We start from the raw sequence: 16,581 nt of genomic DNA, 5'->3' as shown, positions 1-16,581 counted from the left end.
TGACTATTGGCTATTTAACCGCATGGCATGAGGTGTTTTCCCATGCCATCTTTTATAAGCATGAATAAAACTGGCAGGTTCGGCATAACCTAACCACTCGGCAATTTGCTCAACAGAAGCTTTTGGTAATGCCAAATATTGCTCAGCTAGAACTTGCCTTACTTCTTCACGAATCTGGATAAAAGTCATTCCTTCCGATGCCAAGTGACGGCGTAAAGTACGAACATTTAAATGCAAACGTTCAGCCACGATTTCCATAGAAGGCATTTCACCTCGCACAGTCATCAATTGCTGTTGTACTAAATTAATAAATTTCTTTTGAGTTTGACGCTTATCTAAAATTTGTCGACATTGTTCTTCTGCCGTATGTAGCACTAGCTCATTTGCCATTTGCAGCTTTTGATTAATTTTCTGTGCATCAAGCAGAACAAAACTTTTGCTAGAACCAAATTCAGGCATCACCCCAAATAATTTTTCATAAGCCTCTAAATTACTTGTAGGTTCAAAAGAAAAAGCCAAATATTGGCAAAAGTTATCTTGTACGAGGTCACGTTGCACCGTAATAAGAGCGGCAGCATCGCGTTCAATAATAAATTGCCTAACCGAAGATGGAATTCCTTCCTCTTCAATATCGACACGTGTTCCTGCATCAGTATCTGAAACTAAAAAACGGGTAAACGCAAAAGTGAGGGAGAAATAAGTGAGAGCTAAATCTAGTGCTTCACGAATGCTGGCACTACTCATCAGCGCCATACCCAATGGCCCAAATGTTGTGAAATGATAGCGTGTACCTACTTCTAAGCCCAACACTGGTCGGTCTGGAAACTGTGCAACCAGATTATGAATGAGCTGTAATTCCTGTTGCCCTGATACTACCATATTCGGGTCAAGCAACTGCTGTTGACTCAATCCTGTTCCATCTAAAATGGTCTGATAAGAAGCACCTGCTTCTACTGCAAAATCAGCCATGAGTCGAACACTATGTATGCTGCGTTCAAATGCCCAAGCGTACGTCACTGTACTTTCCAAAATGTCCTCGAATCACAATATTTTGTCCTCATCCATCCTCTAAATCAAGTTAATAAACGTCTATTCTGCATACAGGAAATTGCGATTCTTTCGCCCACTGTTTTTAAGGATTTAGAGCAGCCTATGTTTAATTCGTCGACTAATTCAAATAAAAATGTACGCATCGCCATCATTGGCACTGGCTTTGGTGGTCTAGGACTTGCCATTCGTCTCAAACAAGCAGGTTTTGAACAATTTACTCTATTTGAAAAAGCTGCCGATGTTGGCGGTGTCTGGCGTGACAACACGTATCCGGGTGCTGCATGCGACGTGCCTTCTCATCTTTATTCTTTTTCTTTTGAACAAGAGCTGGGTTGGAAAAATCGCTACGGAACCTCTCAAGAGATTTATCAATATTTACGCCACTGCGCCGATAAATATGACATTCGCCCACATGTTCAATTTAATACTGAAATAGCCAGTGCCGAATTTGATGCTCTGCAAGGTGTATGGCACATTCAAAGTACTTCTGGTGAACAGTTCGAAGCTGAATTCTTAGTAGGCGCTGTAGGCCAACTCAACCGCCCTGCCTATCCAAAACTTAAAGGTATTGAAAACTTTAAAGGTAAGGCATTTCACTCAGCACGTTGGGATCATGACTATGACTTAACTGGCAAACGTGTTGCAGTGATCGGTACAGGTGCAAGCGCAATTCAATTTGTACCTGAAATTGCAAAACAAGTAGCACATCTAGACGTTTATCAACGTTCAGCACCTTACGTGATTCCAAAACCAGATCGGATTTATCAACCTTTAGAGAAAAAGGCTTTCCGCAAACTTCCGATTTTGCAAAGTCTGGACCGTGCTTTGCAATATGGTCACCATGAAATTCGCCTACTTGCTTTTACAACTTCTTTAAATGAAATGCCTTTGGTGGAATATTTATTCCAACGTCACATCCGTAAAGTCATTAAAGATGGGAAGTTACGCCACCGTTTAATGCCAGATTATCCAATTGGTTGTAAACGTATTTTAATCTCTAACCAGTGGTATGAAACACTGACTCAGCCTCATGTCGATGTGATTAATACGGGCATTCAAGAAATTACCGAAAGCGGCATTTTAGATACGGAAGGAAATCTGCGTGAAATCGATACCATTATTTATGGGACGGGCTTTGCCGCAACAGAATTTATGGCGCCAATGCAGATTACAGGTCTCGATGGTCGCACCTTAAAAGACACATGGAAAGATGGTGCAGAAGCTTATCTCGGTTTAACTGTGAGCGGTTTTCCAAACTTCTTTATGTTGTATGGTCCAAACACCAATCTTGGGCACAACTCAATTGTCTATATGATTGAAAGCCAAGTGAATTATATTTTAGATGCCATTCAAACAACCCTACAAAACAAACTTCTGTTCACCAACGTTCGTGCAGAAGTTCAACATGCGTTTAATCAAAGCATTCAAGAAAAAATGAAAAAAACTGTCTGGGCACAAGGTTGTACCAGTTGGTATCAGACTGCTGATGGCAAAAATACCAATAACTGGCCAGGTTTTACCCTTGAATATCGTCAACGTACTCGTCGCTTCGATGTTGAAAACTACACTCAGGTTTCGGCTATTTCTTAAACAAGCTTCACCATAGGAAATGAAAAAAATAAACGGAGAATTTTATGAAGTCTTTTAAAAATAAAGTTGCAGCTGTGACAGGTGCTGGCTCTGGTATTGGACAAGCAATTGCTATAGCGCTCGCAAAACAAGGTTGCCATCTGGCACTTTCCGATATTAGTGAAACGGGATTAGCTAAAACAGTCGAGCTGTTAACGCCTTATTCAGTCAAAGTAACCACACAAAAAGTCGATGTGGCTAAGCGTGATGAAGTTGCAACTTGGGCAAAGGCAGTTGTAGATGAGCATGGCCAAGTTAACCTGATTTTTAACAATGCTGGTGTCGCAATAGGCAGTACGGCTGAAGGTGTGAGCTATGAAGATCTTGAATGGCTCATTGGGATTAATTTTTGGGGCGTGGTTTATGGCACCAAAGAATTTTTGCCTTACTTAAAGCAAAGTGGTGATGGGCATATTATTAATATTTCCAGTATGTTTGGCTTAACAGCTCAACCAACCCAAAGTGCTTATAACGCCAGTAAATTTGCCGTTCGTGGCTTTACTGAATCATTGCGCCAAGAACTCGATTTACAAAATGCTGGAGTGAGTGCGACCTGTGTGCATCCGGGTGGTATTCGTACCAATATTGCCAAAGCTGCGCGCATGAATAATAGCGTCCAGTCTTTAGGAATGGACCCTCTAAAAAGTCAGGATGCTTTCGATAAATTACTTCGCACCCCTGCTGACGATGCCGCTCAACAAATTTTAGAAGCTGTACGTAAAGACCGTCGCCGCTTACTCATTGGAGCCGATGCGAAAGCCGTTGATGTGATTCAACGTATTCTTCCACAGGGTTACCAAAAGATTTTTGCAACTGCGACTGCCTTGCAAACTCGCCTACTCAACAAATCAGCAAAATAAAAACAGTGGTCAGCATACTCTTTATTTTAAGAGATGCTGACTGTCATTAGGCTTAGTATGAGTCCTTATTATGAAGCAGCTTCTTGCATGGACTATTCGTACCACGCTACGTCCAGCTTTATCCCCTAAAACACCACTTAAGCTACAACGTTTTTGTAGCGATGCAGCCAGTGCAATTGTGCTTGGGCCACGTGGCTATAAAACAAAAAAGCAAACCATTGCTCAAGTACCGACAGTTCATATTCAGCCCAAAACGACTCAATCAGGCCTCGGCATCTTGTATTTACATGGCGGTGGCTATGTGGTGGGGAGCTCAAAAAGTCACACTAAGCTTGCTGCTCAAATTGGACATGCAGCTCAAGCACAAGTCTGGTTACCTGAATATCGCCTAGCCCCAGAGCACACAAACCCTGCTGCTATTGAAGATGTGGTTGCAGTCTATAAAGCACTACTCGCTCAAGGGCAAGACCCGAAAAAACTCGTGATCGTTGGCGATTCTGCTGGCGGAGGACTGAGTTTAAGTACTGCAATTGCAATACGAAATTCAGAGTTACCGTTACCAGCAGCATTAGTTTTACTTTCACCTTGGGTTGACTTAAGCCTCTCAGGAAGCACGATGAAAACTCATGCTGCTCAAGATGCAATGCTGTCAGAAAACTGGTTAGCTTGGTGTGCAAAAAACTATTGCGGACAAAAATCGGTAACCGATCCAACATGTTCCCCACTCTATGCCGACTTAACTGGATTACCGCCTATTTTGATTCATGTCGGTACCGAAGAAGTCTTATTAGATGATGCAAAACGGCTCGCTAAACAAACTGAAAAATACGGTATTCCGACGAACTTGAAGGTTTATGACCGAGTCGGGCATGTTTTTCAGTTCCACGCAGGTATACTAAATGAATCTAATGACTCGATTGAGCGCATTGGGCAATTCATTGATAAACATACACAGTCAATATAAAAATATCGCCAGAGAGGAGTCCTCGGCATGACAACAAACAATTATGACTATGATTACCTCATTATTGGTTCAGGCTTTGGTGGTAGTGTTTCTGCTTGCCGTCTAACCGAAAAGGGCTACTCTGTTGCTGTAATGGAAATGGGGCGACGCTGGGAAGCTAAAGATTTTGCTAAAAATAACTGGAATACCCGCCGTTGGATTTGGCGCCCGGGCATGAAACTTTTTGGTTATTTCAACATGCGTTTTTTTCGCCATGTGACCATTATTTGCGGTAACGCTGTAGGTGGTGGCTCAATTACCTATGCCAATACCCTACTTGTTCCACCTGAACATATTTGGGATGAAGGCACTTGGGCAGATGCGGCGGACTGGAAAAATGAAATGCCACAGCACTATGCTGAAGCAGAACGTATGCTTGGGGTGACTGATAATAAAATTTTCGGCCCTGCCGATCATATGCTAAAAAAAATGGGGGAAGCAGTTGGTGTTGGACATACGTTTAAACCGACTCGTGTTGCAACGTTTTTTCCACCCGAAGGTGAAGAAGGCGGAAAAACTTATCCTGACCCGTACTTTAACGGCGAAGGTCCAGACCGCGGAACCTGTACCGCATGTGGCGGCTGTATGACGGGTTGTAAACACAACGCAAAAAATACCTTAGATAAAAACTATTTGTACTTTGCCGAAAAAAATGGTGCCAAAGTTTATGAAGAAACCAAAGTCGTTGATGTGAAACCACTCAATGGTAAAGCCGATGGCAGCGATGGCTATGAAGTTACGACTGAATGTTCAAGCTCATGGTTCAACAAACAACGCCGTACATGGCGTGTTCGAAATGTGATTTTCTCGGCATCTTCTTTGGGAACCCAAGAAATGTTGTTCCGTTTAAAACAATCAGGTTCTCTGCCAAATATTTCTGATGATTTGGGTAATCGGGTACGTACCAATGCCGAGTCGATTTTAGGTGTTCGCTTTTTTGGTAAAGATGTCGACATGAGTAAAGGTGTTGCCATTGGTTCAAGTATTTACCTTGACCATGACACTCACATTGAAGCGACTCGTTACCAAACTGGTTCAGATGCCATGGGCCTCATGTGTACTTACATGGCTAAAGGTAAACCGGGTTGGACGCGTATCTTCTTTTGGTTATGGGCACTTATTTGCCATCCATTTATTTTCCTTCGCATGAGTAACCCTGTCAGTTTTGCACGTCAGACTTTAATTTTCTTGGTGATGCAAACAGCTGATGCCTCAATTAACATGCGCTTGAAACGTAATTGGTTCTGGCCTTTTGGCAAGGTGTTATCGAGCGAAGGTAAAAAGCTACCTGTCTATATTCCGCAGGCCAATGCATTTACCGAAAAAGTTGCCAAAATGTTTAATGGTCACCCAATGACGACTATTACTGAAATTTTGTTTAACGTGCCTTTTACAGCTCACTGTATGGGTGGTTGCGCAATTGCTTCAAGTCCAGAACGCGGCGTGGTAGATGGACAAAACCGTGTCTTTAACTATAAAAACTTATACGTTGTAGATGGTTCAATGTTAGGTGCAAATTTGGGGGTTAACCCAAGTCTTACCATTACAGCTCTTGCAGAACGCGCTATGTCTTATATTCCGGCTAAACATACTTTGGATGAGCAACAAGATTATAGAGCAGATGCAGAAACCATAGAGATCACCAAAGCTTCTGCTTAAACTAGAAATTTGTTTTATAAAAAAAGCCTATTTAAAAATAGGCTTTTTTTATTTCGCTTTTTAAATTACATCGCTACGGCTTTAGCACGAGCTGCATGCAATTTTTTATAGCTCTCGATCAGACGTAAATGACGATCAAGTCCTTCTAGTTTCATGCTTGTTGGTGTTAAACCATAGAAACGAACGCTACCATCGACAGAACCTAATACTGCATCCATTCGTGTATCACCAAACATACGGCGGAAGTTAGTCAGATAGTCTTCAAGCTCGAGTTCTTCATCTAACATCACTTCAAGCACCACGTTCATGCACTGATAGAACAAGCCACGCTCAACGGTGTTGGTGTTATATTGCAAGTAAGTTTCAACAAGCTCTTTTGCTTCTTCAAACTGTTGTAAAGCAACATAAATCAGCAATTTCAGTTCTAAAATGGTGAGCTGTCCCCAAACTGTATTGTCATCAAACTCAATACCAATGAGTGTGGTGATTTCAGTGTAATCATCTAGCTCACATTCTTCTAAGCGCTCAACCAATGCCTCAAGCTGTTCATCATCTAAACGGTGCAGATTTAAAATATCTTCACGGAATGAAAGTGCCTTGTTGGTATTGTCCCAAATCAAATCTTCAACCAGATAAATTTCAGAATAATCTGGTACTAAAATACGGCAAGCGGTCGCACCTAAATGCTCATAGACTGCCATATATACTTCTTTGCCCATCTCTTCGAGAATGCCGAACAATGTTGCAGCTTCTTCTGCATTCGACTCTTCGCCTTCGCCAGAAAAATCCCATTCAACAAAGTCATAGTCAGATTTAGAGCTAAAGAAGCGCCAAGATACCAAACCGCTTGAGTCAATAAAATGCTCAACAAAGTTGTTCGGTTCAGTGACTGCATTACTTTGGAAAGTCGGTTGCGGTAAATCATTTAAGCCTTCAAAACTACGACCTTGAAGTAATTCAGTCAGACTACGCTCTAATGCAACTTCAAAACTTGGATGCGCACCGAAAGATGCAAACACCCCACCCGTACGTGGGTTCATTAAAGTCACACACATTACAGGGAACTGGCCGCCTAGTGATGCATCTTTAACTAATACAGGAAAACCTTGCTCTTCTAGACCTTTAATACCAGCAATAATACTTGGGTATTTTGCTAATACTTCTTCAGGAACATCTGGAAGTGCAATTTCACCTTCTAAAATTTCACGTTTTACAGCACGTTCAAAAATTTCTGACAAGCATTGAACTTGGGCTTCTGCCAAAGTGTTGCCTGCACTCATACCATTACTTAAGTACAAGTTTTCAATTAAATTTGATGGGAAATAGACAACTTCATCGTCAGACTGGCGCACAAAAGGTAACGAGCAAATGCCGCGTTCTACGTTGCCTGAGTTGGTGTCATATAAATGTGTGCCGAGTAACTCATCATCTGGGTTATAAATCTCAAGACAATATTCATCTAAGATTTCTTTAGGTAATTCACCATTTGGACCCGGTTTAAACCATTTTTCATCTGGATAATGCACAAATTCGGCATTGGCAATTTCTTCACCCCAGAACTGGTCGTTATAGAAGAAGTTACAGTTTAAACGTTCAATAAACTCGCCTAATGCAGACGCTAAAGCGCTTTCTTTAGTTGCACCTTTACCATTGGTAAAACACATCGGAGACTGTGCATCACGAATGTGTAATGACCATACATTCGGGACAATATTACGCCAAGATGCGATTTCAATCTTCATGCCCAAATTTGCCAAAATAGCAGACATATTGGCAATGGTTTCTTCTAATGGCAGGTCTTTACCTTGAATATAGGTATGGCTTTCTGAAGTTAAGCTTGGCAATAACAATGCTTGTGCATCTGCATCGATGCTTTCCACTTCTTCAATAATAAATTCAGGACCAGTTTGAATCACTTTTTTAACAGTACAACGGTCAATCGAACGTAAAATCCCTTGGCGATCTTTCTCTGAAATATCGGCTGGTAATTCAATTTGAATTTTAAAGGTTTGCTTATAGCGGTTTTCAGGATCAACAATATTATTTTGCGATAAACGAATATTATCGGTTGGGATATCTCGAGCGGCACAATACACTTTTACAAAGTACGCTGCACACAATGCTGACGATGCTAAAAAATAGTCAAATGGGCCCGGTGCCGAACCGTCACCCTTGTAGCGAATTGGTTGATCGGCAATTACCGTAAAGTCATCGAACTTAGCTTCCTGTCGAAGATTGTCGAGATAATTAACCTTGATTTCCATGCTGGCACCTAAATATTTTTATGTGTCAGCACAGACACATAAAATTCTAAATATTGAAAAATAAGCCGAATCACAGCGAAGAAATTGACTTAAAAAAATGAGAGATTAAAGCCATGTGTTTAATGAACGACTCAAGTGGCTTTAATAAGATTGGCGGTATTATAGAGGGATTTTGTGCAGTTGATAACTAAAGTTAAAACATTGCTGCTTACAATGTTTTAACTGGTCTTGAATTTAGTTAAATATTGAACGTTAAAATTTAAAGGTATAGTCAACATTCAACCGCGTTTCATTTGTCGAGTGAAAGGTCATATTCGTTGGCATATCATTGCGATAGTGAGAAAAACGAGCTCGCACTCCCAAACCTTTTAACTTACCTTCAGGAATTTTATAGCCTAAATCAAATTCCATCGACTCTTCTTTAAAACGCTGATCGCCATATTGCAACAAATCAATGTCTTCACCTTTTGCGTAGCGAGTCATAAAACGCAGTCCGTTTAATGAAACATCACCTACCCGCGCATTTTTAAAGTCATATTCATAACGAATTGAGTAGACTTTTTCATCTTTATTTGAATAGTCCGAACTCATAAAATCAAGCACAACCGGACTTTCAGTTCCCGACAAAAATGGCAGACCGGTCGAGCCAAACGACTGCATGTAGCCCAAAGAAACCGTATGATTTTGATAGTTCAAACCAAATAAGCCACTAATATGTCGGTTATCGACCTCTCCTATTTTTTTACTTCCAGTTTCTTCACTATTAAAAAAACGCACGTCACTTAAAAAATTAAGTTGATCATTTAAAGGTTGTTTGCCGTTAAAACCTAAAAATTGTTGCTGGTAAATGTCTTTGAGCTCAGCATGATAAGCACGCAAACGGTACTCCTTTAACTGATAGCTTCCACCTAATGTATAAAAAGAATCGGTAGTTGCCGCTTTGTTAAAACGATGGTTAATATTGTCTGTTCCAACATCGGTATAACGAATCGAATCACGTTGACGTACTTCGTCGACGTAAAACCCTTCAAGTTGAAGATTTGGAATTTCATTTGAAACAAAGCGAATACCACGATAAGTCTGTGGAAACAAACGCGCTGGCGATGAAAATATGGTTGGTAACTGCGGAACCAAGTCCCCCACAAAAAGCTCATTTTTTCTAAATTTAGCCTTCCCTGTAATGCCTATTTTTCCATAATAATCATCACGCGAGTTATCGGTATTCACTGGTAATAAGCCACTACGTGCATAGTCATCAGCACGGCTTCCCATCAGGTTAAAACCTGCCATTGCCAGTACATCAACTCCGAAACCAACTGTCCCTTCAGTATAACCAGACTGTCCTTTAAAAATTAAACCCTGCGCCCAATCTCTGGCTGCTGTATAGGGATATGGATCTTTTTTATAGTCTCGGTCAAAGTAAAAATTACGTAATGTCAGCTCAGCTTTACTGTCTGCAATAAACTCGGCATGCACAACTTGACTAAATAATGGGCACAAGCATATCCCCACCCACAATGGTGTCTTTTTCATTTTTTATCTCAACTATTTAATTTTTAATGGATTAAGGTGCTGTTTTAAGAGAGTAGTTTTGCTCTTTTTGACTGCGGTAAAAAGCACTACCCAAACTTAAAATCAGGAAAATAGCCAAAATAAACACCACACCGTAATAGGCATAAAGCGTTGCGGGTGCTATACCTTTATCCAGGAAGATGCCTGCAACCGTTGGTGATAAAATTGCTCCAATGCGACCAAAACCAATGGCATAACCCACACCGCGACTACGGATTTCAGCATCATAAATTGTTGGAGAAATCGAATATAAACCTGCTACACAGCCATTGATGAGAGTGCCGAGTAATAAACCCACCATGAGTGCAATACTGACTTGAGATGAGACTGCGACAAATAGGAAAACACATGCCGAGGTTAACCCTAAAAACAAACTCAAGGCATAGAAGATTTTCATGCGTGATGCCAATAAACCAATAATAGCTGCCCCGAAAATACCGCCAATACTAATTAAAATGCCTGTACTTACGCCCTGGTGTGGCGACATCCCCATTGAAATAAGAATTTTTGGTGTCCAGCTCATCACGAAGTAAAAGCCAAACATCACTAAAAAGAATGCAAACCACAAACAAAGTGTTTGAAATCCAAGTCGTCCAGCAAATAACTTGCCCAGTTCACTACCATTTTGCGTGCTGATTTTTTCATAATGCGGCATAACTGGTAATTCGTTTAGCCCCATACGATTTACAGCTGTATTAATTCGTTCTAGTGCCTGTTTTGGTCGTTTCGCGAGTAAGTAATCTAAAGATTCTGGTAATAACCATGCGCTGACCAGTAGCATTGCAATGGTAGTCACCCCACCTGCTAAAAAGATTGAACGCCAACCTAAATGCTCAATCAATGCCAGTGATAGCACTCCGCCAAGTGTCGCGCCAATTCCGTAGCCTGTAGACATTAAGCTCACAGCAAGACTGCGCCAGCGAGCATTGGCATATTCACTTGCCAAAACATTACTACTCGCAAGAATGCCGCCCACTCCAATTCCGGTAATAAACCGAAGTGCTGCCAACATGCCGTGGCTTTGTACAAAAGCACAGCCCAACATGCTAAGACCTGCAATGACAAGACAAACTAAGATGAGTAAACGGCGACCGATTTTATCGGCTAAAGGCGCGAGAAAAATGGAACCTGCAGCCATTCCAAAAAGACCAGAACTCAGCAATAAACCAATTTGTGCCCCTGAAAGTGACCATTCTGCTGACACAGATGGAGCGGTAAATGCCATTACCATCACGTCAAAGCCATCAATAATATTGAGACAAATACAGATCAAAATGACGAACCATTGGTAACGGCTCATGTTGTTTTGATTGATCTCACTTAGAACGTCTCTTTCCATTTGTGTATCTCCCTTGGATAAGACATACACACGACATTGCTAATATGAGCGATTGGGTGGTTATGCACATCCGTATCCATAATGACCTAGAGGAATATTTGTTTTTTGAGCATCCTGCTCTTTTTCTATACTGAATATTTGGATCCAAAAAATCAACAATATTTTTAAAATTTAATTAACAACGGATTAAATAATTGAAAAATTTATTTATAATTTATTTTAAATTTATGAAATAAAAAATATGGATCCATAAATTATTTATCCATTTTTAAATTTGTAACTTCAAGAGCTATCCAAATCTAGTATAGGATTGAAGAAGTATGGATCCAAATAAAAGCTAATAAAAATTTCGAACATAAAATTTAAAAGAAATACAAAAAGCCTTCAACAACATAAAAATACATACATAACAACTAAACACATAGATCAATATTTTTTAAAAAATATACTGCTTATCAATTGACCAATATTTTTATTTATTATAAATTGGATCCAATAAGTGATAAGGAGTCGTCACAATGTTTATTAAAAATGCTTGGTATGTTGCCTGCCGTCCAGAAGAAATCCAAGACAAACCATTAGGTCGCACCATCTGTGGTGAAAAAATCGTTTTTTATCGTGGTAAAGAAAACCAAGTTGCAGCCGTTGAAGATTTTTGCCCACATCGTGGCGCCCCACTTTCACTTGGCTATGTAGAAGATGGCAACCTCGTATGTGGTTATCATGGACTAGTGATGGGCTGTGACGGAAAGACTGTTTCAATGCCAGCCCAACGTGTAAATGGTTTCCCTTGCAACAAAGCATATGCAGTTGTCGAAAAATTCGGCTTTATTTGGGTATGGCCAGGCGAGAAAGCTTTAGCAGATGAAGCAAAACTGCCAACTTTAGAATGGGCAGATCATCCTGAATGGAGCTATGGCGGAGGCCTGTTTCACATTCAGTGTGACTATCGCCTGATGGTCGACAACCTGATGGATTTAACCCACGAGACCTATGTTCACTCAAGCAGTATTGGGCAAAAAGAGATTGATGAATCATTGCCTGTGACTAAAGTTGACGGTGACCATGTGATTACCGAACGCTATATGGAAAATGTGATCGCACCTCCATTTTGGCAAATGGCCCTTCGCGGTAATCACTTGGCGGATGATGTACCTGTTGACCGTTGGCAACGTTGCCACTTCTTTGCTCCAAGTAATGTTCACATTGAAGTGGGTGTAGCGCATGCTGGACATGGTGGTTATCACGCACCAAGTGACAAAAAAGTTTCCTCAATTGTGGTCGATTTTATTACACCAGAAACTGAAACCTCTCACTGGTATTTCTGGGGAATGGCACGTAACTTCCAGCCAGATAATGCTGAACTCACCGATCAAATTCGTGAAGGCCAAGGCAAAATCTTTACTGAAGATTTAGAAATGCTGGAGCAACAACAACAAAATATTTTAAACAATCCACATCGCAAGTTACTGATGCTCAACATCGACGCAGGCGGTGTACAGTCTCGTAAGGTGATTGAGCGACTACTTGCCGAAGAAAATAAAACACCTCCTGAAACGTCCACACAGAAGTTTCCAAACATTCGGATTATTTAAAGGAGCATGAACATGGACGTTATTATTCAAAAAATTCATCAGCTCACCCCGACTATTCGTGCATTTGAATTGGTTGCAGCAAATGGTACGGAGCTGCCGAGTTTTGAAGCAGGTGCACACATTGATGTGCATCTGAAAAATGGGCTCACCCGTCAATATTCACTTTCAAACTGCTGCACTGAAAAACATCGCTATGTCATTGGTGTTTTACATGATGCCAATTCACGCGGTGGTTCACGTTGCATCCACACCGAATATCGTGAAGGTGACCATTTAAAGATTGGTGAACCTCGCAATTTATTTGAAATCCATCCTCAGACAAAACAGGCGGTTTTATTTGCTGGTGGTATCGGTATTACCCCTATTTTGTCGATGGCATATCGGCTTAAGTCAGCCAATATTCCTTTTGAATTACATTACTTCGTTCGTAGTCATGAAATGATTGCCTTCTATGGCAACTTAACCGAGCATTTTGGTGATCGAGTCCATTTTCATATTCAAGACCAACCCGACACCGAATGTAATATGGCAGAGGTTTTGGGCCAAGCTTCACCTGATAAACACTTATATGTGTGTGGACCTACAGGGTTTATGCAGTTTGTCATGAGCTCGGCTGAACAAGCTGGGTGGTATAGTGAACAGTTACATCAAGAGCATTTTGTCGCCCAAAAAGTAGATACGTCTAATGATGAAGCTTTCACGATTGAAGTGAAAGGTACGGGCCACCGAATTGAAGTGTTACCAGAGCAGACTGCTACTGAAGCATTAATTGCAAATGGTTTTGATATCCCTGTTTCATGTGAACAAGGCATTTGCGGGACCTGTATTACCCGCGTAGTAGAAGGCACTCCAGATCATCGCGATTTGTTTATGACCGATGAGGAACATGCATTGAATGACCAGTTTACGCCCTGCTGTTCTCGTGCAAAAACTAAAAATCTTGTGATTGAGCTTTAATACTCAAGTTCCTTTATTCGAAAATAAAGGAACTTCTTTCACCTTAAGCGCTGAGAACATTTCTTAGCGTTTCACCCAAAATCACCACACTACTGTGCTCACGCATTAAAGTTTCAGCACGCCCTGCCTGACGATGTACCAATGCATCGAAAATCGAACAATGCTGTAAATGCGCATAGTGCAAACGGCGATATTCCGACAAAGCTTGATTCTGGTCATAGGTAATGGCTTGAGCAGAAGCCATCGGCAATTGATTATTTTTCGCTAAGGCTTGGATGAGCGCAACGTTTTGCGCGCCTTCAATAATCGTGTCATGAAAGATGACATTAAAATGGTGATAACGTTCTAATTCAGCGTCGCCAAACTCGTCTTTATCATTAAATAGTTTTTCAGTTTCTTGAATGCAATGTTGCAGTGTATTTTTTTGTTCTTCGCTTAGGCCTTGTTCTGCCAAAGTTTTCGCAGCCAAACCTTCCAGAACACCGCGTACTTCAAGTGCGTCATGTACTAGTTGTTCTGAAATTTCACGAACCGTGTAACCACGAGTTGGGTTTTTAATGAGGAGACCTTCTTGCTCGAGCAACCTAAAAGCAATACGAACAGGCTGCCTTGAAACGCCAAGTAACTCGGCAGTCGGAATTTCGGCAATTCTGGCACCGCCTTCAAGTTCCCCTGAAATAATCATTTTTCTTAGTTTAAGTAAAACTTGTTGTCCTGAAGACATTCGCTGCCACACATCACCAAAAACGTCACTTCGATGCTAGCAAGTTCATTTGTAAAATGAAATAAATTTTCTGTGTGAATCAGTGCTTAAGCATTTCTGTAGATTTTAAAAAATTAAATTACCAACCACCTTTTATCAAAGGTTTTTAAGATTATTGACCATAATATCGAGATTATTACGGATTAAATAAGCCAAGTTAATATCAATGCCTTCAAGCATTTTTTCTTCAACTTTTAAAACCACTTCATTACACTTATTTAGCTTATCAACACCGCTTTCGGTCAGCGTAATTAAAATACGGCGGCCATGTGTTGGGTCTGGTTTTTTCTCAATCCAGCCATTGACCAGTAAATCTTGCAAAATTTTGTTGGCAGATTGCGGCTTTATGAAAGAGCGCTCAGCAAGCTTGGCATTGGATAAATTACTTTTTGAAGCTAAAACAGAAAGTGCAGTAAATTGCGGTAAGGTAATTTCAAGCTCTTTTAAATGTTCTGTTAAATGTTTACTAATAATTCGGTCAACACGAGCAATCATATAACTTAACTTAGGCTCATCTTCTACTTTTTTTGGAACTAAATTCGAACGTACCATAACCTTTCAATCATCATAAGAAAAACTGTAGTGAAAGTATGAGGATCTACCCCATACTTTCGTTAAAACTTAGCGAGCACCTGAGCTTTGTACTAAATGTACAGGCTGTTTAGGTTTTTTGACAAGAAGTAATGCAGAGATCGCTGCAATTAAAATCACTGGAATGCTTGAACCAATCACGATGGTCGAGCTTTGTCCAAGCGAGAGTAAAAAACCAGCCATTAAAGGCCCTGCAAAAGAACCAATACGCCCGATTGCAACTGCTGCACCTACTCCAGTTCCACGCATTTCGGTTGGATAATACATGGCTGCCAGGCCATACAACGCCGATTGTCCACCCACAATGAATAGGCCACAACCCACTGCCGAAAGTGCAAGTAAAGCCACTGTCGGAGAAATTGCTAAACAGCACAGTGAGAATAAAATGCCGAGATAAATTAATTTAATCACAAAGCTCATGCGTAATTTATCAAGCAATACACCCATTAAGATTGAACCTAAAATTCCGCCAACGTTGTAGCCCATCTGTACATAGTTTGCCTGTAGTTTTGATAGGCCTTGCGCACCCATCAGCAATGGCAACCAGTTCAACAAGAAATAAAGTACCACTAGCGTGCAGAAAAAACTGACCCAAAGCTGAATGGTTGACATACGACGCTCTTTCGCAAATAAAACTTCCAAGAATGGTGTCGTTTTTTGCGCTTGAACTTTACGTTGCAGGTAATCATTTGACTCAGGTAAAAAGCGCATAATCAGTGGAATGAGTAAAATAGGTGCAATCCCACCAATATAGAAAATATGACGCCACTCTGCATCGCCTGCCAACGACATCGCAACCACAGAAGTGAGTAATCCGCCAAAAGGAATGCCGCTATACATAATACTCACTGCGGTGCCTTTGTGCTGGTCAGGTACAGCTTCAGAGGCAAGTGTAATCATCATCGGGAGTGCCCCACCCATTCCTAAACCTGTACAAAAACGAATGAGCAATAGCAAACTAAAGTTAGCAGCATAAGCCGTTAGCAAAGACATAATTCCAAAAAGTAAAATACTAAAAATCAGAATTTTCTTACGCCCGACAATATCAGCAAACCGACCGCCTAATATTGCACCTGGTAACGTCCCTAAAATTGCAGCACTAAACGCCCACGCCATCTGGGCATTGTCCAACATAAACTCAGCCCGCATTCGTGGAGCGGCTACCCCCATTGATTGAAGATCAAACCCTTCAAAAATTGCTATGGCAAAGCACAGTAGCAACGTGATTTTTGCCCTTGAAGGCTGTCCTGATATTTTTTCCATTGTGTTGTCCTTTATTGACTAGTCGTTCCATTTAGC

The 16,581-nt window shown here is 40.9% G+C and carries 13 protein-coding genes; 6 read left to right on the top strand and 7 right to left on the bottom strand.

The features are described from left to right. Positions 1 to 3: 3 nt before the first annotated feature. Entirely contained in the window at positions 4 to 1,017 is a 1,014-nt protein-coding gene (locus ACH63V_RS07080; RefSeq protein WP_396463101.1) for an AraC family transcriptional regulator, read from the bottom strand. 135 nt (positions 1,018 to 1,152) lie between these two features. Between ACH63V_RS07080 and ACH63V_RS07075 the strand changes: the two genes are divergently transcribed. From ACH63V_RS07075 to ACH63V_RS07060, 4 genes are all read left to right on the top strand, one after another. Beyond that, a complete protein-coding gene (locus tag ACH63V_RS07075; RefSeq protein WP_396463100.1) occupies positions 1,153 to 2,640 on the top strand; it encodes a flavin-containing monooxygenase in 1,488 nt (495 codons plus the stop codon). Between the two features lie 44 nt (positions 2,641 to 2,684). Then, positions 2,685 to 3,539 carry an SDR family NAD(P)-dependent oxidoreductase gene (locus ACH63V_RS07070; RefSeq protein ID WP_396463099.1) on the top strand — a complete coding sequence of 285 codons (855 nt, stop codon included), beginning with the start codon at positions 2,685 to 2,687 and terminating at the stop codon, positions 3,537 to 3,539. Positions 3,540 to 3,609: 70 nt separating this feature from the next. Next, entirely contained in the window at positions 3,610 to 4,503 is an 894-nt protein-coding gene (locus tag ACH63V_RS07065; RefSeq protein ID WP_396463098.1) for an alpha/beta hydrolase, read from the top strand. 27 nt (positions 4,504 to 4,530) lie between these two features. Further along, complete coding sequence (locus tag ACH63V_RS07060; protein WP_396463097.1) at positions 4,531 to 6,201, top strand: GMC family oxidoreductase; 1,671 nt, start codon at positions 4,531 to 4,533, stop codon at positions 6,199 to 6,201. A gap of 65 nt (positions 6,202 to 6,266) precedes the next feature. Here the strand turns inward: ACH63V_RS07060 and ACH63V_RS07055 are convergent, their stop codons facing one another. From ACH63V_RS07055 to ACH63V_RS07045, 3 genes are all read right to left on the bottom strand, one after another. Further along, complete coding sequence (locus ACH63V_RS07055; protein WP_396463096.1) at positions 6,267 to 8,465, bottom strand: OsmC domain/YcaO domain-containing protein; 2,199 nt, start codon at positions 8,463 to 8,465, stop codon at positions 6,267 to 6,269. A gap of 252 nt (positions 8,466 to 8,717) precedes the next feature. After that, a complete protein-coding gene (locus ACH63V_RS07050) occupies positions 8,718 to 9,998 on the bottom strand; it encodes an OprD family outer membrane porin (protein WP_396463095.1) in 1,281 nt (426 codons plus the stop codon). 31 nt (positions 9,999 to 10,029) lie between these two features. Next, on the bottom strand, positions 10,030 to 11,376 hold the full coding sequence (locus ACH63V_RS07045) for an MFS transporter (RefSeq protein WP_396463094.1): 1,347 nt from the start codon (positions 11,374 to 11,376) through the stop codon (positions 10,030 to 10,032). Positions 11,377 to 11,894: 518 nt separating this feature from the next. Between ACH63V_RS07045 and ACH63V_RS07040 the strand changes: the two genes are divergently transcribed. After that, positions 11,895 to 12,971 (top strand): aromatic ring-hydroxylating dioxygenase subunit alpha, encoded by a 1,077-nt coding sequence (locus tag ACH63V_RS07040; protein ID WP_272308339.1) that lies wholly within the window; start codon positions 11,895 to 11,897, stop codon positions 12,969 to 12,971. Positions 12,972 to 12,983: 12 nt separating this feature from the next. Next, positions 12,984 to 13,928 (top strand): PDR/VanB family oxidoreductase, encoded by a 945-nt coding sequence (locus tag ACH63V_RS07035; protein ID WP_396463093.1) that lies wholly within the window; start codon positions 12,984 to 12,986, stop codon positions 13,926 to 13,928. 43 nt (positions 13,929 to 13,971) lie between these two features. On the opposite strand, the gene ACH63V_RS07030 is transcribed toward ACH63V_RS07035, so the two are convergent. The 3 genes from ACH63V_RS07030 to mhpT all read right to left on the bottom strand — a co-directional run bounded on the left by ACH63V_RS07030 (position 13,972) and on the right by mhpT (position 16,545). Beyond that, a complete protein-coding gene (locus tag ACH63V_RS07030) occupies positions 13,972 to 14,664 on the bottom strand; it encodes a GntR family transcriptional regulator (RefSeq protein ID WP_086376837.1) in 693 nt (230 codons plus the stop codon). 123 nt (positions 14,665 to 14,787) lie between these two features. After that, positions 14,788 to 15,243, bottom strand: a complete 456-nt coding sequence (locus ACH63V_RS07025) for a MarR family winged helix-turn-helix transcriptional regulator (protein WP_396463092.1) — start codon at positions 15,241 to 15,243, stop codon at positions 14,788 to 14,790. Between the two features lie 69 nt (positions 15,244 to 15,312). Next, positions 15,313 to 16,545, bottom strand: coding sequence for a 3-(3-hydroxy-phenyl)propionate transporter MhpT (gene mhpT / locus ACH63V_RS07020; protein WP_017386392.1), 1,233 nt, complete (start codon positions 16,543 to 16,545; stop codon positions 15,313 to 15,315). Positions 16,546 to 16,581: the final 36 nt, after the last annotated feature.

The organism is Acinetobacter sp. ABJ-A23_2 (assembly GCF_044538765.1).
Taxonomy (GTDB): domain Bacteria; phylum Pseudomonadota; class Gammaproteobacteria; order Pseudomonadales; family Moraxellaceae; genus Acinetobacter; species Acinetobacter nosocomialis_A.
The sequence above is the reverse complement of the archived record's forward strand: the minus strand, read 5'-3'. Positions and strand labels throughout refer to the sequence as shown.